Origin of the sequence: Rhizobium sp. 768_B6_N1_8 (genome assembly GCF_051811225.1) — a bacterium.
GTDB lineage: Bacteria > Pseudomonadota > Alphaproteobacteria > Rhizobiales > Rhizobiaceae > Rhizobium.
Genome location: NZ_JBPWPV010000001.1, coordinates 169,886 through 187,558, shown reverse-complemented (window position 1 = coordinate 187,558; position 17,673 = coordinate 169,886). Strand labels below are relative to the sequence as shown.

General features: G+C 60.7%; 22 protein-coding genes. 13 read left to right on the top strand and 9 right to left on the bottom strand.

Going from position 1 to position 17,673, the window contains the following annotated elements; translation table 11 throughout:
- Positions 1-161: 161 nt before the first annotated feature.
- On the top strand, positions 162-722 hold the full coding sequence (locus AB8B33_RS00940; RefSeq protein WP_439014040.1) for a dihydrofolate reductase family protein: 561 nt from the start codon (positions 162-164) through the stop codon (positions 720-722).
- Here AB8B33_RS00940 and AB8B33_RS00935 read toward each other — a convergent pair whose 3' ends face one another.
- The gene (locus AB8B33_RS00935) at positions 723-1,304 is read right to left on the bottom strand and encodes a TetR/AcrR family transcriptional regulator (protein WP_037101196.1); all 582 of its coding nucleotides are present in this window, start codon (positions 1,302-1,304) and stop codon (positions 723-725) included.
- An 83-nt stretch (positions 1,305-1,387) separates the two neighbouring features.
- Between AB8B33_RS00935 and AB8B33_RS00930 the strand changes: the two genes are divergently transcribed.
- Both AB8B33_RS00930 and AB8B33_RS00925 read left to right on the top strand, forming a co-directional pair.
- Entirely contained in the window at positions 1,388-2,335 is a 948-nt protein-coding gene (locus AB8B33_RS00930) for an alpha/beta hydrolase family protein (RefSeq protein WP_439014039.1), read from the top strand.
- Positions 2,336-2,392: 57 nt separating this feature from the next.
- Positions 2,393-2,974 (top strand): transglycosylase SLT domain-containing protein, encoded by a 582-nt coding sequence (locus AB8B33_RS00925; RefSeq protein ID WP_310378984.1) that lies wholly within the window; start codon positions 2,393-2,395, stop codon positions 2,972-2,974.
- A gap of 36 nt (positions 2,975-3,010) precedes the next feature.
- On the opposite strand, the gene pdeM is transcribed toward AB8B33_RS00925, so the two are convergent.
- Both pdeM and AB8B33_RS00915 read right to left on the bottom strand, forming a co-directional pair.
- Positions 3,011-3,739 carry a ligase-associated DNA damage response endonuclease PdeM gene (gene pdeM, locus AB8B33_RS00920; RefSeq protein WP_439014038.1) on the bottom strand — a complete coding sequence of 243 codons (729 nt, stop codon included), beginning with the start codon at positions 3,737-3,739 and terminating at the stop codon, positions 3,011-3,013.
- 29 nt (positions 3,740-3,768) lie between these two features.
- Positions 3,769-6,279, bottom strand: a complete 2,511-nt coding sequence (locus AB8B33_RS00915) for a ligase-associated DNA damage response DEXH box helicase (RefSeq protein ID WP_439014037.1) — start codon at positions 6,277-6,279, stop codon at positions 3,769-3,771.
- Positions 6,280-6,375: 96 nt separating this feature from the next.
- On the opposite strand from AB8B33_RS00915, the gene AB8B33_RS00910 reads away from it, so the two are divergent.
- A complete protein-coding gene (locus tag AB8B33_RS00910; RefSeq protein ID WP_439014036.1) occupies positions 6,376-6,876 on the top strand; it encodes an RrF2 family transcriptional regulator in 501 nt (166 codons plus the stop codon).
- A gap of 36 nt (positions 6,877-6,912) precedes the next feature.
- Positions 6,913-7,374 (top strand): carboxymuconolactone decarboxylase family protein, encoded by a 462-nt coding sequence (locus tag AB8B33_RS00905; protein WP_439014035.1) that lies wholly within the window; start codon positions 6,913-6,915, stop codon positions 7,372-7,374.
- 65 nt (positions 7,375-7,439) lie between these two features.
- Here the strand turns inward: AB8B33_RS00905 and AB8B33_RS00900 are convergent, their stop codons facing one another.
- The 3 genes from AB8B33_RS00900 to AB8B33_RS00890 all read right to left on the bottom strand — a co-directional run bounded on the left by AB8B33_RS00900 (position 7,440) and on the right by AB8B33_RS00890 (position 9,505).
- The gene (locus tag AB8B33_RS00900; protein ID WP_007821222.1) at positions 7,440-7,610 is read right to left on the bottom strand and encodes a hypothetical protein; all 171 of its coding nucleotides are present in this window, start codon (positions 7,608-7,610) and stop codon (positions 7,440-7,442) included.
- A 133-nt stretch (positions 7,611-7,743) separates the two neighbouring features.
- Positions 7,744-8,379, bottom strand: a complete 636-nt coding sequence (locus AB8B33_RS00895) for a YitT family protein (RefSeq protein ID WP_439014034.1) — start codon at positions 8,377-8,379, stop codon at positions 7,744-7,746.
- A 193-nt stretch (positions 8,380-8,572) separates the two neighbouring features.
- A complete protein-coding gene (locus AB8B33_RS00890; protein ID WP_439014033.1) occupies positions 8,573-9,505 on the bottom strand; it encodes a methyltransferase in 933 nt (310 codons plus the stop codon).
- Between the two features lie 140 nt (positions 9,506-9,645).
- Here AB8B33_RS00890 and AB8B33_RS00885 point away from each other — a divergent pair, with 140 nt between their 5' ends.
- From AB8B33_RS00885 to AB8B33_RS00875, 3 genes are read left to right on the top strand one after another with little or no spacing between them, the layout of a single operon-like run.
- Positions 9,646-9,912 carry a DUF6460 domain-containing protein gene (locus AB8B33_RS00885; RefSeq protein WP_439014032.1) on the top strand — a complete coding sequence of 89 codons (267 nt, stop codon included), beginning with the start codon at positions 9,646-9,648 and terminating at the stop codon, positions 9,910-9,912.
- Between the two features lies 1 nt (position 9,913).
- Complete coding sequence (locus tag AB8B33_RS00880) at positions 9,914-10,411, top strand: CAP domain-containing protein (RefSeq protein ID WP_113322940.1); 498 nt, start codon at positions 9,914-9,916, stop codon at positions 10,409-10,411.
- A gap of 30 nt (positions 10,412-10,441) precedes the next feature.
- The gene (locus AB8B33_RS00875) at positions 10,442-11,788 is read left to right on the top strand and encodes an MATE family efflux transporter (protein WP_439014031.1); all 1,347 of its coding nucleotides are present in this window, start codon (positions 10,442-10,444) and stop codon (positions 11,786-11,788) included.
- Here AB8B33_RS00875 and AB8B33_RS00870 read toward each other — a convergent pair.
- Together AB8B33_RS00870 and AB8B33_RS00865 are read right to left on the bottom strand one after the other, a co-directional pair.
- Complete coding sequence (locus tag AB8B33_RS00870) at positions 11,764-12,852, bottom strand: quinone-dependent dihydroorotate dehydrogenase (protein WP_439014030.1); 1,089 nt, start codon at positions 12,850-12,852, stop codon at positions 11,764-11,766. The genes AB8B33_RS00875 and AB8B33_RS00870 overlap by 25 nt on opposite strands.
- Positions 12,849-13,202, bottom strand: a complete 354-nt coding sequence (locus AB8B33_RS00865; protein ID WP_439014029.1) for a DUF952 domain-containing protein — start codon at positions 13,200-13,202, stop codon at positions 12,849-12,851. Before AB8B33_RS00865 ends, AB8B33_RS00870 begins: the two co-directional genes overlap by 4 nt.
- A gap of 133 nt (positions 13,203-13,335) precedes the next feature.
- Between AB8B33_RS00865 and AB8B33_RS00860 the strand changes: the two genes are divergently transcribed.
- From AB8B33_RS00860 to AB8B33_RS00840, 5 genes are all read left to right on the top strand, one after another.
- Positions 13,336-13,734 (top strand): hypothetical protein, encoded by a 399-nt coding sequence (locus AB8B33_RS00860; protein WP_439014028.1) that lies wholly within the window; start codon positions 13,336-13,338, stop codon positions 13,732-13,734.
- A 90-nt stretch (positions 13,735-13,824) separates the two neighbouring features.
- Complete coding sequence (locus AB8B33_RS00855; protein ID WP_113184061.1) at positions 13,825-14,472, top strand: response regulator transcription factor; 648 nt, start codon at positions 13,825-13,827, stop codon at positions 14,470-14,472.
- A gap of 116 nt (positions 14,473-14,588) precedes the next feature.
- Positions 14,589-15,257 carry a S24 family peptidase gene (locus AB8B33_RS00850; RefSeq protein ID WP_037101171.1) on the top strand — a complete coding sequence of 223 codons (669 nt, stop codon included), beginning with the start codon at positions 14,589-14,591 and terminating at the stop codon, positions 15,255-15,257.
- 10 nt (positions 15,258-15,267) lie between these two features.
- On the top strand, positions 15,268-16,044 hold the full coding sequence (locus AB8B33_RS00845; protein WP_439014027.1) for a thermonuclease family protein: 777 nt from the start codon (positions 15,268-15,270) through the stop codon (positions 16,042-16,044).
- A gap of 48 nt (positions 16,045-16,092) precedes the next feature.
- Positions 16,093-16,506 carry a tellurite resistance TerB family protein gene (locus AB8B33_RS00840; protein ID WP_007821246.1) on the top strand — a complete coding sequence of 138 codons (414 nt, stop codon included), beginning with the start codon at positions 16,093-16,095 and terminating at the stop codon, positions 16,504-16,506.
- Between the two features lie 114 nt (positions 16,507-16,620).
- On the opposite strand, the gene AB8B33_RS00835 is transcribed toward AB8B33_RS00840, so the two are convergent.
- A complete protein-coding gene (locus AB8B33_RS00835) occupies positions 16,621-17,496 on the bottom strand; it encodes a transporter substrate-binding domain-containing protein (protein ID WP_439014026.1) in 876 nt (291 codons plus the stop codon).
- Between the last annotated feature and the right edge of the window lie 177 nt (positions 17,497-17,673).

Sequence of the window (17,673 nt, the reverse complement as noted above, 5' to 3'; positions counted from 1 at the left end):
TGACGTACCCGGTGGGCGGACGCTTGTCCCGATGCCCGCCATAGCCACCATTCAAAGTCTTCTTGCTCATGACCGCTTGCATTTCACCATCAGTCAAGCTAATTTCAAAACCAGTTGCTTATGGCAACTGGTTTTGAAGAACATGGTCCAAGGAGGATGAGATGAGGAAGCTTGTTGTCTGGAACCTGATGACGCTGGACGGTTACTTCGAAGGGACGAAGCCGTGGGATATCGAGTTTCACAATCTGGCCTGGGGACCAGAGCTCGAGAAATATGCCGAGCAGTTCGGTGAGGAAGGCGACCTTTTGGTCTTCGGCCGCAAGACCTATGAGGGCATGGCCGCCTACTGGCCGAGCGCGGAGAGCGAAGACAAGATCAAGGCCTATATGAACGGCATCGCCAAGATCGCCGTCTCGCGAACCATGGAAAAGGCGGACTGGCACAATACGCGCGTCGTCAATGATCCGGTGTCCGAGCTGAAGCGGCTGAAGGAAGAAGATGGTAAGACGATCTTCGTCTTCGGCAGCGCCGAGCTTGCCGATACCCTGTTGAAGGCGGAGTTGGTGGATGAAATCCGCATCTGCCTCGTGCCCGTTATTCTCGGCCGCGGTAATCCGCATTTCAAGCCTGCGGATGCGCGGCAGACCCTGAAACTGCTCGACTCGTCTGTGACGAAGAGCGGCGCGGTGATCCTGCGCTATGAGCCCGTCAGGGCAGTCTGATCATTTGCCTTTACCGGCTGCAGCCACCAAGGCTGCGGCCGCTTCGCCTGCCGTTTCCATATAGGTGGGATCGCGATGCAGGAGCACGGCGGCAAAGGAGCCGTCGAGCAGCAGAACGACCTGGCGGGCGAGCTTTGGCGCCTCGACAAGATGCTGCTCCTCGAAGAGAGCAGCGAGCCATTGCTCGACATTCTTCTTATGCGCGGCACCAACCTTGATGGCGGGATGGCCGGGCATATTGGCAAGTTCAGCCGAGGTCCTGAGATAACCGCAGCCCTTCCATTTCGGATGCCGGGCGGAGCGAGCCAGATTGTCGAATATACCCTTCACCTTCGCCGCCAGATCCCCATCCGTTTCCGCAAACCAGCGCCGATAGACCGCGAGATTGGGCTGGTCTCGGGTTTCCAGATAGGCGGCGATCAGGTCGTCCTTGCTGTCGAAATGATAATAGAGGGTCCGCTTCGTGACATCAGCTTTCTCCGCCACGGCGTCGACGCTCACGGCCCGGATGCCTTCGCTGTAGAACAGTTTGGCCGCAGCGGCGACGATGCGTTCGCGTGTGTCGGAAGCGGATTTGACCATGTCGGCAATGTATACCGACTAGTGAGTATCCTCAATACCAGCTGTCGCCTACTGTCCCCCAAGTGCAGGCAAGGGAGAGATATATGCCGGCTGCAAGAAAACCAAGGAAGAGCGACCTTGCACGGGAGGCGGAAGCTGTCGCGATCGGCTGCCGTGACGGCGTGGAACTACGCGGCCATCTCTGGAGTGCAATCAGCGACCAAAGCATCGGCAGCGTCGTCATCAATCCGGCAACCGGCGTCGCGGCACGCTATTATCACTATTATGCGCGCTTTCTTGCCGAACACGGCTTTGACGTGCTGACCTATGATTATCGCGGCATCGGCCTGTCGCGCCCGGAACGGCTACGCGGCTGCGGCTATCGCTGGCGGGACTGGGGTGAACGGGATTTCGATGCGGCGCTGCTTTTCATGGATGGCCAGCGGCCCGGCCAGCCGCTTTTCGTCGTCGGACACAGTATCGGCGGCTTTCTGCCCGGCCTTTCGGCTCATGCCGACCGCATAACGCGCATGCTTGCAGTCGGCGCGCAATATGGGAACTGGCGAGACTATGCCCCCGCGCACCGCTGGTGGCTGCTCCTGAAATGGCATCTTTTCATGCCAGCGGCGACCTTGCTGTTCGGCTATTTTCCGGGGCGCCGTCTCGGCTCGCTCGAGGATCTTCCGAAGGGCGTTGCGCTCGACTGGGCGTTCCAGCGGGGGTGGATCGATCCTCATCCATCGGCTGCCGAAAGAGCCGGTGCGTCGAAGCCCTTTGAGAATTTTCACGCACCAATCCTGAGCCTCACCGTCACCGATGATGAGATTGCGACTGTCCACGCTATCAGGCGCGGTCTTTCCCATTATCGCAACGCAAAGGTGGAAGAAGTGCTGCTGACGCCGGAAGATCTTGGATTTCCGAAGATCGGACATTTCGATCTTTTCCACGCGCGCCACGCCGCCGGCTTCTGGCTCGACACTCTGCTCTGGCTGCGGGACGGCACCAATCCCTGGCCTAGTAAAAAGCCGTCGGTACATCTCGTATTCGCATAAAAACAGCTCTTTAACGTTTACGAGTTAGTAATCTCTCGGAAACGAGAGGTTTGTGTCATGCGTACTCGTATCGTGCTCGCGGTCATCGGGCTGGCCCTGCTTGCCGGCTGCGCGACGGCGCCCCGCCAGACGAGAAATATCTGCGCCGTCTTCGATCAGAAGGATGGTCTCTTCACAAGCTGGCAGGGTGCTGCGGAGCGTGCGGAGAAGAAATACGGCGTGCCGGTGCCGATCCTGATGGCGACCATGTATGTCGAATCCGGCTTCCAGCCTTATGCGCGGCCGCCGCGCACGAAGCTCTTCGGCTTCATTCCCTGGACGCGGCCTTCGACGGCCTATGGCTATTCGCAGGCGTTGAACGGAACCTGGGACCACTACCAATCCGAAACCGGCAACTGGGCCGCAACGCGTACCAACTTCGCCGACGCGATCGATTTCATCGGCTGGTACCACTACAGCAACAGTCAGGCGACGGGTATTCCGCTCAACGACGCCTATGGTCTCTACCTTGCCTATTATTCCGGTCCGACGGGATACAAGCGCGGCGACTGGCGCAACAATGGTCAGCTGCAGCAGACGGCGCAGAAGTTTGCGCGGATGGCCGGGACCTATCAGCAGCAATTGCAGGGATGCAATTGAGTTATTCCCTTCTCCCAGTGGGAAAGGGAGAAGGTGTCAGCCCCGCAAATTGTCGTACCGGACCGAATAGATCCTGTCACGCCCGAGCAGATGAGCAATCAGCGACGCCTTGTCGAAGAGGCCCTTCATGGCCTTGTGGCCGAGGTCGAGACCACCGCTCATGACGCCGAAAGCAGGCATCAGCAGGCGGGCGCCGTCCGTGGCGAAGCAGGGACGGCGAACGGATTTTTCGCGGCGGCGGACGGTGGCTGCGGGATGCAGATGGCCGGCGATTTCACCCTTCTGCAAGCCATCGCGCGGCTCATGACGGAAGGTCAGGCCGGCATAATATAGCTCGTCCGAACAGGTGCCCGGCAGGTCGACGGTGCCGTCAGGGTCGTGATTGCCATTGATCCAGATCCATTCGCGGCCGCGGGCCATCTCGACGATCAGCGTGCGGAAGGCATCCGGCAGATGCTCGGAGCCGACACGGTCGTGAAAATTGTCGCCGAGCGAAATGACGATTTTCGGGTCGTAGCGGGAGATGACCGCTGCGAGCACAGTGAGCGTCGCCAGCGTATCGTAAGGCGGCAACATCATGCCGCGGCGGGCAAAGGCCGCCCCTTTTTCCAGATGCAGGTCGGAGACGACGAGAATGCCGGCATCCGGCAGATAGAGCGCGCCAAGCGGATCGCAGACGGCCGCAACACCGTGAATGGCGGTTTCGACGCCCGGTATTGCGGCAAGGCCAGTCATGTCGCGCGCGAGCGCCAGGCGGTTCATCATTCAGTCATTCCAAGTTTCAGGCCAAGTTCTTATGCCATCGCCTCGGCGATCAGGTCGTCGGCGGCTTCGGCAAGCAGGGCGTCATGAGCCTGACCCGGTACCGATTCCCGGCCGATTTCCAGCATGACCGGCACGGCGAGCGGCGAAATATGATCCAGCGCCCGGTGGGTGATGTGGCCCTTGATTCGCCTCAGCATATCGCCAAGGCGGGAAATATCCAAAAGACCGGTCGAAGCATCTTGCCGTGTTGCCTGCAGCAGGATGTGATCGGGCTCGTGGGTGCGCAGCACATCATAGATCAGGTCGGCGGAGACGGTGATCTGCCGGCCGGTCTTTTCCTTTCCCGGATGGCGCCGCTCGATCAAACCTGCGATCACGGCACAATTGCGGAAGGTGCGCTTCAGAAGGAAGGATTCATTCAGCCAGGATTCCAGATCGTCGCCCAGCATGTCCTCATCGAAGAGATCGGAAAGACTGAGGCGACCGTTGGCGATCATCAGGCCGAGATCTTCAAGCCCCCAGATGGCAAGGGAATAATCCGTTGCGACGAAACCGAGGGGTTTAGCCCCTGTCCTGTCCAGACGGCGGGTAAGCAGCATGCCGAGCGTCTGGTGTGCGAGCCGACCTTCGAAGGGATAGATGACCATGTAACCGCGGCTGCCGCGCGGGAAGGTCTCGATCAACAGCTCGTCGCGTTTCGGCAGGAGAGATTTTTCCTTCTGCAGTGAGAGCCAGTCTCGCACCTGATCCGGCAGGCGGTGCCAGCGATCGGGATCGTCGAGCATCGAGCGGACTTGATCGGCTAGGTAGGTCGAGAGCGGGAACTTGCCGCCGGCATAGGAAGGGATTTTCGGATCGAAGGAATAGGCTTGGCTCACAAGCGCCTCGTTTTCCCGGATGCCTTCGAAGCGGAGCACCTTGCCGGAGAAGATGAACGTATCGCCCGGTGCGAGCTGTTCGAGGAAATATTCCTCGACCTTGCCGAGCACGGCACCCGGACGGCCAAGCCTGCCGCCCTCGCCGCGTTTGGCCATGCGAATGTTCAACATCGGATCCTCGACAATGGTGCCGAGGTTCAGGCGATATTGCTGGGCGACCTGCGGATTGGAGACGCGCCAGCGGCCCTCTTTTGTCTTGCGGATGCGGGCATAACGCTCATAGGTGCGCAGAGCATAGCCACCGGTCGCCACGAAGTCGACGACACGCTCGAATGTCTCCCATGGAAGATCGGCATAAGGCGAGGCGCTGGTGATCTCATCATAGAGTTCCAGCATGTCGAAGGGTTCGGCACAGGCCATGCCGAGCACGTGCTGGGCAAGCACATCGAGTCCACCGCGGCCGACGGGGGGCGTATCCTGCGCGCCGATGTAATTCGCATCGAGTGCTGCCTGGCACTCCATGACCTCGAAGCGGTTGGCGGGGACGAGGATCGCCTTCGACGGTTCGTCCATGCGGTGATTGGCGCGGCCGATGCGCTGAGCAAGGCGCGAGGCGCCCTTGGGCGCGCCGACATGAATGACCAGATCGACATCGCCCCAGTCTATGCCGAGGTCGAGGGTCGATGTGGCGACGACGGCCCGCAGCCGGTTGGCGGCCATCGCGGCTTCAACCTTGCGGCGCTGGGCAACATCGAGGGAACCATGATGGAGCGCGATCGGCAGATTTTCCTCGTTGACCGTCCAGAGCTCCTGAAAGAGCATTTCGGCCTGCGAGCGGGTATTGACGAAGAGCAGCGTCGTCTTGTGATCGATCAGCTGCCGATAGACATCCGGGATCGCATATTTGGCGGCATGGCCGGACCAGGGAATGTGCTCTTGCGTATCGAGAATGGAAATCTCGGGCTTTGCGCCGCCTTCGACGAGCACTAGGCCGGCATGGCTCTCCCTGCCCTCCTCCTGTGCCACCAACCATTTCTGCAAATCCAGGGGTTCGGCAACGGTGGCAGAGAGCCCGATGGTCCTCAAATCGGGTGCAAGCCTGCGCAGCCGAGCAAGGCCGAGCGAGAGCATGTGCCCACGCTTTGAGGTGACGAGCGAATGCAGCTCGTCGAAGATGACATATTTCAAATCCTTGAAGAAGCGTTCGGCCTCCCGGTTTGCCAATAACAGGGCGACTTGCTCCGGCGTCGTCAGCAGGATGTCCGGCGGGTTGAGCTTCTGGCGCTGGCGCTTGGCGTTCGGCGTATCACCGGTGCGGTTCTCGATCGATATCGGCAAGCCCATCTCGGTGACGGGCTTCATGAGATTGCGCTCGATATCAACGGCCAGCGCCTTCAGCGGCGAAACGTAGAGCGTGTGGATGCCCGTGAAGGCCGAGCCGGGCGGGATCTTGCCACGGCGTGTGAGGGCGGTCAGCGACGGCAGAAAGCCGGCGAGCGTCTTGCCGGCGCCGGTCGGCGCAATCAGCAGCGTGCTCTCGCCGGCTTCGGCACGGGCCAGCAATTCAAGCTGGTGGGCGCGCGGGCGCCAGCCCTTTTCCGCAAACCAGCGGAGAAAGGGTGTAGGCAAGGCAAGGCTGGTCTCGGCATCGATCTGATCCACGGGGCAAATGTAGTTCAAACGCGGACGAATAGAAGCGGTATTGACTCCCCAGCATAATCGTGGATAAATAATATCCATGATTAAGGGAGATCGGCTGTGAAGCTTGGTGACGGCGTCGAACAGAGCATTCATTGCACGGCGGTACTATCAGGGCTTTCGGCGGGCGGCGTGCTATCGGCCGCAGCCCTCGCCGAATATCACGGCGTATCGACGAGCTATCTGCTGAAGCACCTGCAGGCGCTTTCGGGAGCCGGAATTCTGGAGACAGTGCCGGGGCCGAAGGGCGGCTACCGGCTGGCGAAGAAGCCGGAAGACATTTCGCTGCTCGATATCGTGCTTGCGGTCGAAGGACCGGCGCCTGCCTTCCGCTGCGCCGAGATCCGCCAACGCGGCCCGAACCCGCTGCCGCAGCGCTATTTCACCAAGCCCTGCCAGGTCACGGCGGCAATGCTCAGAGCCGAGCGCGCCTATCGCGCCGAACTCGCGAACACCAGCATCGCCGACATTCTGTCCGAACTTTCCGCTGATGATGACGGCGGGATCGCAGCCAGAGGCTGCGCCTTCATGGAAATACATGAAAGAAAAGTGGCTCGCTGAGCCCCTAACACAAACCCCAACCCAAGGAGAAATACCATGCAAGCACGTTTCAACTTCGGCAAAGCCGCTCCGGATGCCTATAAGGCCGTCGTCGCTCTGGAGCAGTATGTGCAGGAATCCGGACTGGATAAGCGCTTCATTCACCTGATCAAGCTTCGTGCCTCGCAGATCAATGGCTGCGCCTATTGCGTCGACATGCATTCGAAGGAAGCGCGCCATCACGGGCTTTCCGAACAGTGGATCAACCTGATGTGCGTATGGCGGGAATCGCCGGTTTACGACGCCCGCGAACGCGCGCTGCTCGGCTGGGTCGATGCGGTGACGAAGATTGCAGAGACCGGTGCGCCGGATGCCGATTACGAAGCCCTGAAGGTGCATTTCTCGGAAGAAGAAATGACCAAGATCACGGTTGCGATCGGCACGATCAATATCTGGAACCGGCTTGCCGTCGGCTTCCGCAGCCAGCATCCGATCGATGCGCCGCAGAAGGCAGCCTGATACTTCGTTGCTGATAAGGGCTTTGTCCCGGTGACCGACCCGAGAGATCGGGTCGGTTGAATATTTCATCGTCTGTGGTGCGTATCGGACCTCACAGCAACGGCTTCAGGCAATTTGCCCGAGAGGTCCATGCTGTTGAATATGTCGCGAACGACCTTGGCGATTTCCTTTGCGGAAGAGCCTTTGGCGTATTCTTCCTGCATGCGGCGTCTGACAAGCTTTTCCAAATCTGACATAGCTCACCTCATCATATCCGGCGCGAAGAGAAGTGTCGCGCCAGGACCGATCACGGGCAAGTTACGTTTTGTTTATAATGGCTTACCGATTTGTAATGTTGAGTCTTTCCTAGTCAGATTGACCCGGAAAACTCTAGAGAGCGATGTAGCGGTCGGCCCTGTGATTGATCGCGACGAACAGATTGAGCACGACGGCGCCGAGCACGGAATAGAAAACGACCGGCGGCGTGGTGACGAAGAAGGCGGCGGTCAGGACACACATGTCGATGGCAAGCTGCACGAGGCCGGCGCGGATACCGAAACGCTCCTGCATATAGATGCCGAGGATGCCGACGCCACCGAGGCTGGCGCGATGGCGATAGAGCGCGAGAAGGCCGTAACCCAGCAGCAGGCCGCCAAGGAGAGCCGCCCAGGCCGGATGAATGGCAGCGATTTCCATTACCTTCGGCTGCAGGCTGATGAGCAGCGAGGTCAGGCCGATGGCGATGAAGGTCTTGATCGTAAAGGCGATGCCGAGCTGTTTCCACGACAGGTAGAAGAAGGGCAGGTTGAGCATGAAGAAGGCGGTGCCGAAATTTACGCCAAAGGCATAATGCAGCAGGAAGGCAATGCCGGCGGTGCTGCCGGTCAGCAGGCCGGCGCTCGCGAGCACATAGAGGCCAAGCGCAGACACGAGGCTGCCGGAGAATACGCCCTGCACATCCTCGACCGGCGTGTGACGCGTCGCGGTGGTATTCCAGAACCCAAGGGCATTGATGAGCTGGCTCATGGCGCGATCTCCGATAGCGGCTCCGGACCGGCCGGAGGAAGAGGGAATGTAAGGGTGGATACGGCGCGTGCTACGCTCCGGGGAGCGCGTCGCTTTCTTGCGGAATGGCCGGATTATCAGGCCTTACAAGGTTGCACGCAAGCGAAATATGTAAGCAATGCTGACCTATTTTAAAATCGCAAGAAATATGCGTTCAGACGGTCTTGCGCGTAAGGAACAGAATGCCGGAAACCGGTTTACCGCCATCTTTGCGAATGATGGTTTTGACGATGTCGAGGATTTGGAGACCGTGGGCTGCCGCGAGCCCTTCGACATAGGATTGGGAGTGGGCATAACGCAGTGACGGGGCCAGGCTGAAGCCATCGCGTTCGCCGCCATCCTCGACCGAAAAGACAAAATCGGCGCCCGCTATGGAGAGGTCGTCGAGGATCGCAAAGACGCTTTCCAGATTGCCGAGATACATAAGCACGTCGGCGGCGGTGACGAGATCGGCGCGGTGCCGCCCGCCATCGGAAATGAGACCGGAGGCTTCGGGCGCCAGCGACAGGTCTGCCTGGGCGAGATGGTCGTAGATATGCTTTTCGGCAGCCTTCGCCAGCATGTTCTGCGACAGGTCGAAGCCTTCGAGCTCCGTGACATGGGCGCGGATTTCAGGGCCGAGCAGGCCCGTACCGCAGCCGAGATCGACGGCACGCCGATAGTGCCTTCCGGTCGATGCGACGAGCGCCGCAAGTTTCTGCGGAACGGAATAGTCCAGCTTCTCGACGAGCGAGGTCTCGAAACGATCGGCATAATCGTCGAAGAGGCGTTCAACATAGCGGCTTGGCGGCTGGGCCGGCGTCTCAGTGTCGCCGAGCAGAGCAAGCTTGAGGCTCGAGCCGAAAACATCCTCGGGATCGAGTTCCAGCGTACGGCGATAGGCTTCGACGGCGGCATCCGTTTTGCCCACCTTTTCCTGGTAGGTGGCGAGGCGGTACCAACCTGCAGCCCATGCCGGTACCAGTTCCAGCGCCTGTTCCATCAGCTCGGCCGCAGCATCCGGCTCGCCGCCCTCATCCAGCATCCTGGCGTAATCGGCACGGCGGTCGGCGATGACATCGCCGGAGGAGAGCTGGCTTGGCTGCATGATTGGACCCTTTGGCTGGCGGCATTTGGCTTCGGCCACAAAAAAACTCAAGTCCTATTTCAGAGGCGGTGCTGTCTTGGTGGAAAAGGCTTGCGGGCGAATCGCCGCGACCGTATCTCAAGACAAACAGGAGATGGCGCATGTCCGATCAGGTGAACAGGTTCCTCGGCGATTCCATTGGCCGCACGATCATCAAACTTTTGGTGGTGTCGCTGGTCGTCGGCTTCGTCATGGCCATCTTCGGGCTGACCCCCTGGGAACTTATCTACAACTTCCGTGATTTCGTGACCCATCTATGGCGGCAGGGCTTCTCTGCGCTTGGCCGCGTCGGCGACTATCTGATCCTGGGTGCGACCATCGTCATTCCGATCTTCATCATCATCCGTCTTTTCAGCTATCGCAAATAACATGAGCTCAACCATCCTTTCTCGCCGCGGCCTGCTGCAGCTTTCAGGTCTTGCACTGGTGGCCGGCATTGCCGGCTGCACCACGACCCCGAAACTTGCGACCACGCCTTCCAATGCCGCAGACGAGACGGCTTCTGCATTGCCGCTCGTCAACCAGCTTCGCGCCAAGAACGGCCTGCCGCCGCTCAGCGTCGATCCGCATGCAAGTGCAGCCGCGATCTTCCAGGCCAAGCGCATGGCAAGTGCGGGCAGGATGAAGCATCTGATGGGCATGACAGACAGTTTCGGCGCCCGCGTGAAGGCGAGCGGTGTTGCCCTGCCGGCTGCCGAAAACATTGCTTCGGGCCAGCAGAGCGTCGATGCGGTCGTCACCGCCTGGATCAATTCCCCCCACCATCTGGAAAATATGCTCGGACGCTATAGCGGTATCGGCGTTGCCGTTGCACATAATACGTCTTCCAAGAACCTGCCCTATTGGGCCATGGTACTTTCCAGCTGAGGCGATTCCGCCTCTCCCCAAGAGGCGGATATGGATACCGGCAGCAGCAGAAATACATTGGCATTCGACGTGACGCACCGCCTGGTGCTGTCGATCGCCATTCCGATGACGCTCGGCTTCATGACCACGCCGCTGCTCGGTATTACCAATACCGCCGTCGTCGGCCATATGGGCGATCCTGAAGCGCTGGCGGGGCTGGCGATCGGCGCCATGCTGTTCGACCTCATCATGGGCAGCTTCAATTTCCTGCGGGCGTCCACGACCGGGCTGACCGCTCAGGCGCTCGGGCGGCGTGACGCGCATGAGCAGCAGGCCGTCTTCTGGCGGGCGATCGTCTCGGCGCTCGGCTCCGGCCTGGCACTTCTCGTGCTATCACCGCTGTTGATCCTGATCGGGCTGAAGCTAATGGGGGCGGAGGGTCGGATTGCCGAGGCGACCAGCAGCTATTTCTCGATCCGCATTCTCGCCGCACCGGCAGCGCTTGCCAATTACGCCCTTCTCGGCTTCGTCCTCGGCCGCGGTCAGGGTCGGACAGGGCTGCTGCTGCAGGCGCTGATCAACGGCATCAATATCCTGCTTTCCATCTATCTCGGGCTTTCGCTCGACTGGGGCGTTTCAGGCGTCGCCTGGGGCACGATGGCGGGCGAAACGGCGGGCGCGCTTGCCGGTCTTTTCATCGTGCTGCGCAGTTTCGACAAAGCGTATCGGCCAAGTCGGATGGAGGTCTTTTCGCGGAGCAAGCTCGCCGAACTCTTCGCGCTGAACCGCGACATCCTGATCCGCACCTTCGTGCTGATCGGCTCATTCGCGATCATGACCCGCATCGGCACCAGCTTCGGCGCCATAACACTGGCGGCCAATGCCGTGCTGATGAACTTCTTCCTGCTGTCGGGCTATTATCTCGACGGCCTTGCCAATGCCGCCGAGCAGATCACCGGCCGGGCGATCGGCGCGCAATACCGGCCCGCCTTCGACCGCGGTTTGAGACTCACGATCCTCTGGTCCTTCGGGCTGGCGGCGATCATTTCCGGCTTCTTCTATTTTGCCGGCCCCACTCTGATTTCAGTGTTGACCAATTCGCCCGAGGTGCAGGCGGCGGCCGAGACCTACCTGCCTTGGGCAGCGGTCACGGGGCTGACGGGTGCGCTCGCCTTCCTGATGGACGGGGTCTTCATCGGCGCGACCTGGTCCGTCGACATGCGCAACCGGATGCTGATGTCCTTTGCAGGATATCTCGCCATGCTCGCCGTCTTCGTGCCGCTCTTCGGCAATCATGGCCTATGGCTGGCGATGAATGCCTTCCTGCTGTTTCGCGGTTTCTTCTTGGCAGTGCTGGTGAAGCCACGCGCGGCTCAGACGTTCCGAGCCGCCCAGTAATTGACGCGGCTGTCCCTGAGATCGCGGATCGAGGCAACCTTTTCACGGTCGAGCAGCTTCGACAGGCCGCGAACAATCGTGCCGGGAAGGCCCGGGCCTTCATAGACCATGCAGGAATAGAGCTGCACGAGATCGGCCCCGGCTCTGACCTTTTCCAGCGCCGTTTCGGCCGAGGAGACGCCGCCGACACCGATGATCGGCAGGGCCGGACCGGCGCGCTTGCGCATCTTGGCGAGCACAGCGGTGGATTTCTCGAAGAGCGGTGCGCCGGAGAGGCCGCCGGTCTCCTTCGCCTGGAGCTGATCCTTCAAGCCATCGCGGGAGAGCGTCGTGTTCGAGACGATGAGACCATCCAGCGCATGCGACAGCGCCTCCGCGGCAATGTCATCCATGCCCTCTTCGGTAAGATCAGGGGCGATCTTCAGGAAGACCGGGATTTTTCGGCCGGCCTTTTCAGCTTCCTCGTCGCGTGCCGTCAGCACGGCCGACAAAAGTGCGGCGAGGCTTTCGCGCGCCTGCAGATCACGCAGGCCCGGCGTATTGGGCGAGGAAATATTGGCGGTGAAATAGCGGGCGACCGAATAGAAGCGGCGGATGCCGGCGACATAGTCGGCGATCCGGTCCTCGCTGTCCTTGTTGGCACCTATATTGACGCCAATAATGCCGGCGCGGCCGATCTGCGACAGACGGCGGAAGGCCGCTTCATGGCCTTCATTGTTGAAGCCAAGGCGGTTGATGACGCCTTCATCCTCCACCAGGCGGAAGATGCGCGGGCGCGGATTGCCCGATTGCGGCTTCGGTGTAACGGTGCCGATCTCAGTAAAGCCGAAACCGAGCTTCAGCAGTGCCTCCGGCACTTCCGCGTTCTTGTCATAGCCTGCCGCCATACCGAGCGGATTGGCAAAGTCGAGACCAGCAACGGTCTGGCGCAGACGCGGATCCGGCGCGATGCGGCACGCGGGCACGACGCCCGATTTCAGCGCCGCAATCGACATCCCATGCGCGGTTTCCGGATCGAAGAGGAAGAGGCCCCGGCGGGCGATGCGCTTGAAAGGATCGATCACGGTGCAAGCTCCGGAAAGATATGGGTGCCGGTATCGTCGACCAACAAAGGCGCTTCCCAGAGTACGGCCGAAAGCGGCAGATCGGCATAAAGATGCGGGAAGAGCGCGCCGCCCCGCGAGGGTTCAAAGACCAGCTTGTCGCCGAAATTGCGGCCATCGATGGCGACGAGGACAAGGCCGGTCTGGCCGGCAAAATGCAGGGCTGCGGTCTGCTTGACCTGATCTGCCGTCGAGAAATGGATGAAGCCATCCTTCTGATCGATGCCGGCGCCATGAAAAACGCCGGTTTGTCTGGCTTCCTGCCAGAGCGCCTCCGGCACGATCTTGTAAAGGGTCGGTGTCGTGGTCATGATGATCCCGTTGGCTGGCCTTGTTAAGAGGGGGCTGGCCTTCCTGATGAGGGCTTTGCCCCAAAGAGACGGCGATGTCCACGCCCGCGGGCGCAAAAACGGACAGGCACCAGGCTTTGCGGAGGATGAGACGATGAAGGCATTTGCAATCATGCTTGCCGCCGGTCTTCTGCCGCTTGCGGCATTGGCGGCGGAGCCAGACGCAGCCCGCTTCCAGCTCGAGCGCAGCGGCGACCATTTCGTGCGCCTCGACCGGCAGACGGGGGCAATGTCGCTCTGCACCGAAAAAGACGGGGCGCTGGTCTGCCGCATGGCGGCCGATGAACGCGCGGCCTATGAGGACGAACTCGACCGGCTTGCCGATCGGGTGAGCGCGCTGGAGAAGAATACAGCCGCCCGGCCCGCCTTGCCGACGGATGCGGAAGTCGACCGCTCGATCGGCATCATGGAGCGGATGATGCGCAGTTTCATGGGTATAGTTCGGGAATTCCAGGCGGAAGACAAGGCCAATCCCCTTCCGCAGCGGAGTTGATCTGGTTATATTCATATAAGTGGAGAGTCATGTTCGTGCGGGGGAGCCGGACAGGACTGACGGGATCGAGCTCTTGGGAGGGAGTTTTCGATGCAGGAACAGACCATCATCATCGCTGACGACCACCCGCTTTTCCGCGACGCGCTGCGGCAGGCGGTGACCGGTATGGAAGGACGGCAGGCGATCGTCGAAGCCGGAGATTTCTCCGCGGCGAGAACGGCTGCGGGCGAGCACCCGGATGCGGACCTGATGCTGCTCGATCTTGCCATGCCTGGAGTCAGCGGCTTTTCCGGCCTGATGGCGCTGCGCTCCGAATTCGTCAGCCTGCCGATCGTCATCATCTCGGCAACCGATGACACCACGACGATCCGCCGGGCGCTGGAGCTCGGCGCTTCCGGTTTCATTTCGAAATCCTCAGGCATCGAGGATATCCGCCGCGGCATCCTGACAGTGCTCGCGGGCGACATTGCCACACCGGAGAGCTATCGCGATGGACAGGAACAGGACCCCGATGTCGCCGACCTCATCCATCGCCTGCACACGCTGACACCGCAGCAGAGCCGAGTGCTGACCATGCTCGGCGAAGGACTCCTAAACAAGCAGATCGCCTACGAGCTCGGCGTTTCCGAAGCGACGATCAAGGCGCATGTCTCGGCAATCCTCTTGAAGCTCAACGTCGACAGCCGCACGCAGGCAGTCATCCAGCTCGGCAAGATCAATATGGCCATGGTCGCCTGAGCTTGCGTATCCGCGAGACAGGATTTTATTCCTCATTTTCACTTTACTCGGGGAAGTGCCTCGGTTAATCTGCCGGCGATAGAAAGCGGCCGGATGGACCGCGGAACCGGACGCATATGCTGTCACATGACCAGATCTGGGGAGCGATCGACAGGCTTGCCGAAGGGCATGACCTGACGCCGTCCGGTCTTGCGCGGCGGGCGGGGCTCGATCCGACCTCCTTCAACAAATCCAAGCGGCTCTCGGCAGACGGGCGCCTGCGCTGGCCTTCGACGGAATCCATCGCCAAGGTGCTGGAGGCGACGGGAGCGAGCATGGAGCAGTTCCTTGGCTTCATGCGGCCGGCGGGTGCCGCCGCCGCCAGCCTGCCGGACAGTATTTTTGCCTCACAGGGAAGCTCCATTCCCCTGCTCGGCTTTGCACAGGCGGGCGCTGGCGGCTTTTTCGACGATGGCGGTTTTCCTGCGGGCCAAGGCTGGGATGTGGTGGAATTTCCGGCTGGCCCCTCGCAGAAGGCTGGCGTCTATGCGCTCGAGGTACAGGGCGAAAGCATGATGCCGCTCTATCGCGACGGCGATGTGCTGATCGTGGAGCCCGGTGCGCAGGTGCGCCGCAACGACCGTGTCGTCGTCAAGACACGCGAGGGCGAGGTCATGGCCAAGGTGCTTCTACGCCAGAGCCCGCGCTCCATCGAACTTTTGTCGCTTAATCCCGAACATCCTAACCGGACGATCGAGCTTTCCGACGTCGAATGGATTGCCCGCATCATCTGGGCCAGCCAATAGGAAAATAATCATGCGCCCTGCCGCCTTCATCACAGGTATCGCGGGGATAGCGACTGTGGTTGGCCTGCTCTTGGCCGGGCAAGCGCGGCTCAATGGCGGCGAGGGCCTGTCATCCAACGCCGAAGCCGGAAGCGTAGCCGCGGCGCTGCCTGATGCGACCGCCGATGCGGCAAAACCGCTTGTATCTATCACAGACGAAGATGCTGAATTGATCGCTCGGGCAACGGAGCCTGCGCCAACCGAGCCGGCGGCGGCTCCATCCGGAAACACAGCAGAGGCCTCTTCCGAAAATGCGCCAGCGGATGCAACGGCGCAAAGCGCTCTTGCGCCGACTGAGACGCTATCAACTGCGCCTGCTGGAAAGGACAGCGTGGAACTGCTGCGGCCGACGGTGGAGAGCGCCGGCATTCTCTCCTTCGGCAAACGCAGGCTGCAGATTGCCAATATCATCGAGACGCCCGCCGACAAGAGCTGCGGCTCGGATGGCAAGCAGTGGCCGTGCGGCATGATGGCGAAGACGGCTCTGCGGCTTTACCTGCGCAACCGCACGATCGATTGCGACCTGCCTTCCGATGCGTGGGAGGACATGGCGAGTGCGGCCTGCCGGCTGGGGCAGCAGGATATCGGCACATGGCTGGTTGAAAACGGCTGGACGGAGGCGCAGCCGGGCTCACCGCTTGCCGCTGCCGGCGAAAAAGCAAAGCAGGCAAAGCAAGGCATTCATGGTGAGGATCCGCGCCGCAGGCCGGCGGCTACGCCCCGGCCCGAAACGGCCGCTCCCTTGTAATAAAGACCGCCAATTCCTAATCTCCGCTCATCGAAGAGGGAATCAGACATGAACAAGCCGCTTTCCGCCCATGACGCGCTGATCTATGTGATGGTGATGGCATCCGCCGTCGACAGCACCATGAACGACCGGGAAATGGAGAGGATCGGTCAGCTCATCGGCTTCCTACCGGTTTTCCGCGATTTCGACGACGACAATCTGATTTCCATCGCCCGCGACTGCGCCTCGCTGCTGGCAGGGCCCGAAGGGCTTGACGTCGTGCTGGAGACCGTTCGCGATACGCTGCCTGCCCGTCTCTATGACACGGCCTATGCACTGGCGGTCGAAGTCGCCTCGGCCGACCTTTCCGTCAAGGCCGAAGAACTGCGGCTGCTCAGCCTGCTGCGCGACCGTCTCGGCCTCGACAAGCTGACCTGCGCCGCCATCGAGCGCAGCGCGATCGCCCGCTTCCGCAAGGGCTGATTTCTGCTTTTCTTCACGCAATTCCGGACGCAAACCACTGCACACTTTTGCGGGATTGCTTCTCTTCACGCAATTCCGGACGCAAGACCGCTGCACACTTTTGCTGGAATTGCTCTAGTACAGCCCGTAAGGGAAATAACGCAGATAGATTTCCTGCAGGCGGCCATTGCGCGAGAGCGTTGCCAGCGCATGGTCGATTGCTGCCGTCAGCACGCTGTCATTCTGGCGCAGCATGATCGTCATTCCCTCGCCCAGGAAATGCTCGGACATATAGGGACCGTCGAACAGGGCGCAGCATTTGTCTGAAGCTGACGAAGCGACCCAGAAGGAAAGTTGCAGCGCATCGGCAAAGGCAGCATCGATCTTGCGTTCCTTCAAGGCCGTCAGCAGCGCTTCCTTATTGTCGAAGGGCTGAGCCTTGATGGTAGGGAAGAAGGCAGCAAGCATCGCCTCATGCACGGTGCCCTTGACGACGCCGACGGAATGGCCAGCGAGGCCGGCAGCCGTCGTTCCGGTCACGGAGGCGCCCATGTTGCGGACGAAGCGGGCCGGCAGCATCAGATAAGGGCGGGAGAAGAGGAACTCGCGGCGCAGCTCGGGCGTGACGGCAAGGCCGGCAATGACGGCGTCACCCTGTAAGCCGGCAAGCGCCTTCTGCAGGTCGGCAAAGGGCAGCGCCTGGATCTGGCACTTATCAGCGATCTCGAGCTCGGTGCAGATCTCGCGAGCCAGATCGACGTTGAAGCCGGAGAGCTTGCCGTTCTGGTCGGTGAAATTGAAGGGCGGGAAGTCCACCGAGGTCAGGAAACGCAGGCGCACGAGCGAGGACAGATCCGGCTTCGCCAGACGCTCGCGGGAATCGAAAAGCAGCGGCACGGACAGGCCCGATTGCTGCGCAAAAGCGGAAAAAGCCGAAAACAGTGCAACCGAAAATAGGCAAAGGACGAAAATCCCTCTGAGGGCCAGAAACGCCGGTCTAGATTGCACCATGATAACCTGCCTCGGGAGTAAGAGCGGCGCTTGCCACAGGCCGAGATGTAACAGAATCACGCCCAACGGGGAATATAGCCTGGCGGGCGACAGACTGCGATCGGACAGAATTGCGATACGCGCAGGCCTTCAAAGCAAGCCTTTCGGAAGACTCGGCCCCGCGCCAGTCGCAAAAAA

Excerpts from the sequence above, each read along its gene's own strand:
- AB8B33_RS00940 (WP_439014040.1), top strand. The coding sequence starts at position 162 with ATGAGGAAGCTTGTTGTCTGGAACCTGATGACGCTGGACGGTTACTTC.
- AB8B33_RS00935 (WP_037101196.1), bottom strand. The coding sequence starts at position 1,304 with ATGGTCAAATCCGCTTCCGACACACGCGAACGCATCGTCGCCGCTGCG.
- AB8B33_RS00930 (WP_439014039.1), top strand. The coding sequence starts at position 1,388 with ATGCCGGCTGCAAGAAAACCAAGGAAGAGCGACCTTGCACGGGAGGCG.
- AB8B33_RS00925 (WP_310378984.1), top strand. The coding sequence starts at position 2,393 with ATGCGTACTCGTATCGTGCTCGCGGTCATCGGGCTGGCCCTGCTTGCC.
- pdeM (WP_439014038.1), bottom strand. The coding sequence starts at position 3,739 with ATGATGAACCGCCTGGCGCTCGCGCGCGACATGACTGGCCTTGCCGCA.
- AB8B33_RS00905 (WP_439014035.1), top strand. The coding sequence starts at position 6,913 with ATGCAAGCACGTTTCAACTTCGGCAAAGCCGCTCCGGATGCCTATAAG.
- AB8B33_RS00900 (WP_007821222.1), bottom strand. The coding sequence starts at position 7,610 with ATGTCAGATTTGGAAAAGCTTGTCAGACGCCGCATGCAGGAAGAATAC.
- AB8B33_RS00895 (WP_439014034.1), bottom strand. The coding sequence starts at position 8,379 with ATGAGCCAGCTCATCAATGCCCTTGGGTTCTGGAATACCACCGCGACG.
- AB8B33_RS00890 (WP_439014033.1), bottom strand. The coding sequence starts at position 9,505 with ATGCAGCCAAGCCAGCTCTCCTCCGGCGATGTCATCGCCGACCGCCGT.
- AB8B33_RS00885 (WP_439014032.1), top strand. The coding sequence starts at position 9,646 with ATGTCCGATCAGGTGAACAGGTTCCTCGGCGATTCCATTGGCCGCACG.
- AB8B33_RS00880 (WP_113322940.1), top strand. The coding sequence starts at position 9,914 with ATGAGCTCAACCATCCTTTCTCGCCGCGGCCTGCTGCAGCTTTCAGGT.
- AB8B33_RS00875 (WP_439014031.1), top strand. The coding sequence starts at position 10,442 with ATGGATACCGGCAGCAGCAGAAATACATTGGCATTCGACGTGACGCAC.
- AB8B33_RS00865 (WP_439014029.1), bottom strand. The coding sequence starts at position 13,202 with ATGACCACGACACCGACCCTTTACAAGATCGTGCCGGAGGCGCTCTGG.
- AB8B33_RS00860 (WP_439014028.1), top strand. The coding sequence starts at position 13,336 with ATGAAGGCATTTGCAATCATGCTTGCCGCCGGTCTTCTGCCGCTTGCG.
- AB8B33_RS00855 (WP_113184061.1), top strand. The coding sequence starts at position 13,825 with ATGCAGGAACAGACCATCATCATCGCTGACGACCACCCGCTTTTCCGC.
- AB8B33_RS00850 (WP_037101171.1), top strand. The coding sequence starts at position 14,589 with ATGCTGTCACATGACCAGATCTGGGGAGCGATCGACAGGCTTGCCGAA.
- AB8B33_RS00845 (WP_439014027.1), top strand. The coding sequence starts at position 15,268 with ATGCGCCCTGCCGCCTTCATCACAGGTATCGCGGGGATAGCGACTGTG.
- AB8B33_RS00840 (WP_007821246.1), top strand. The coding sequence starts at position 16,093 with ATGAACAAGCCGCTTTCCGCCCATGACGCGCTGATCTATGTGATGGTG.
- AB8B33_RS00835 (WP_439014026.1), bottom strand. The coding sequence starts at position 17,496 with ATGGTGCAATCTAGACCGGCGTTTCTGGCCCTCAGAGGGATTTTCGTC.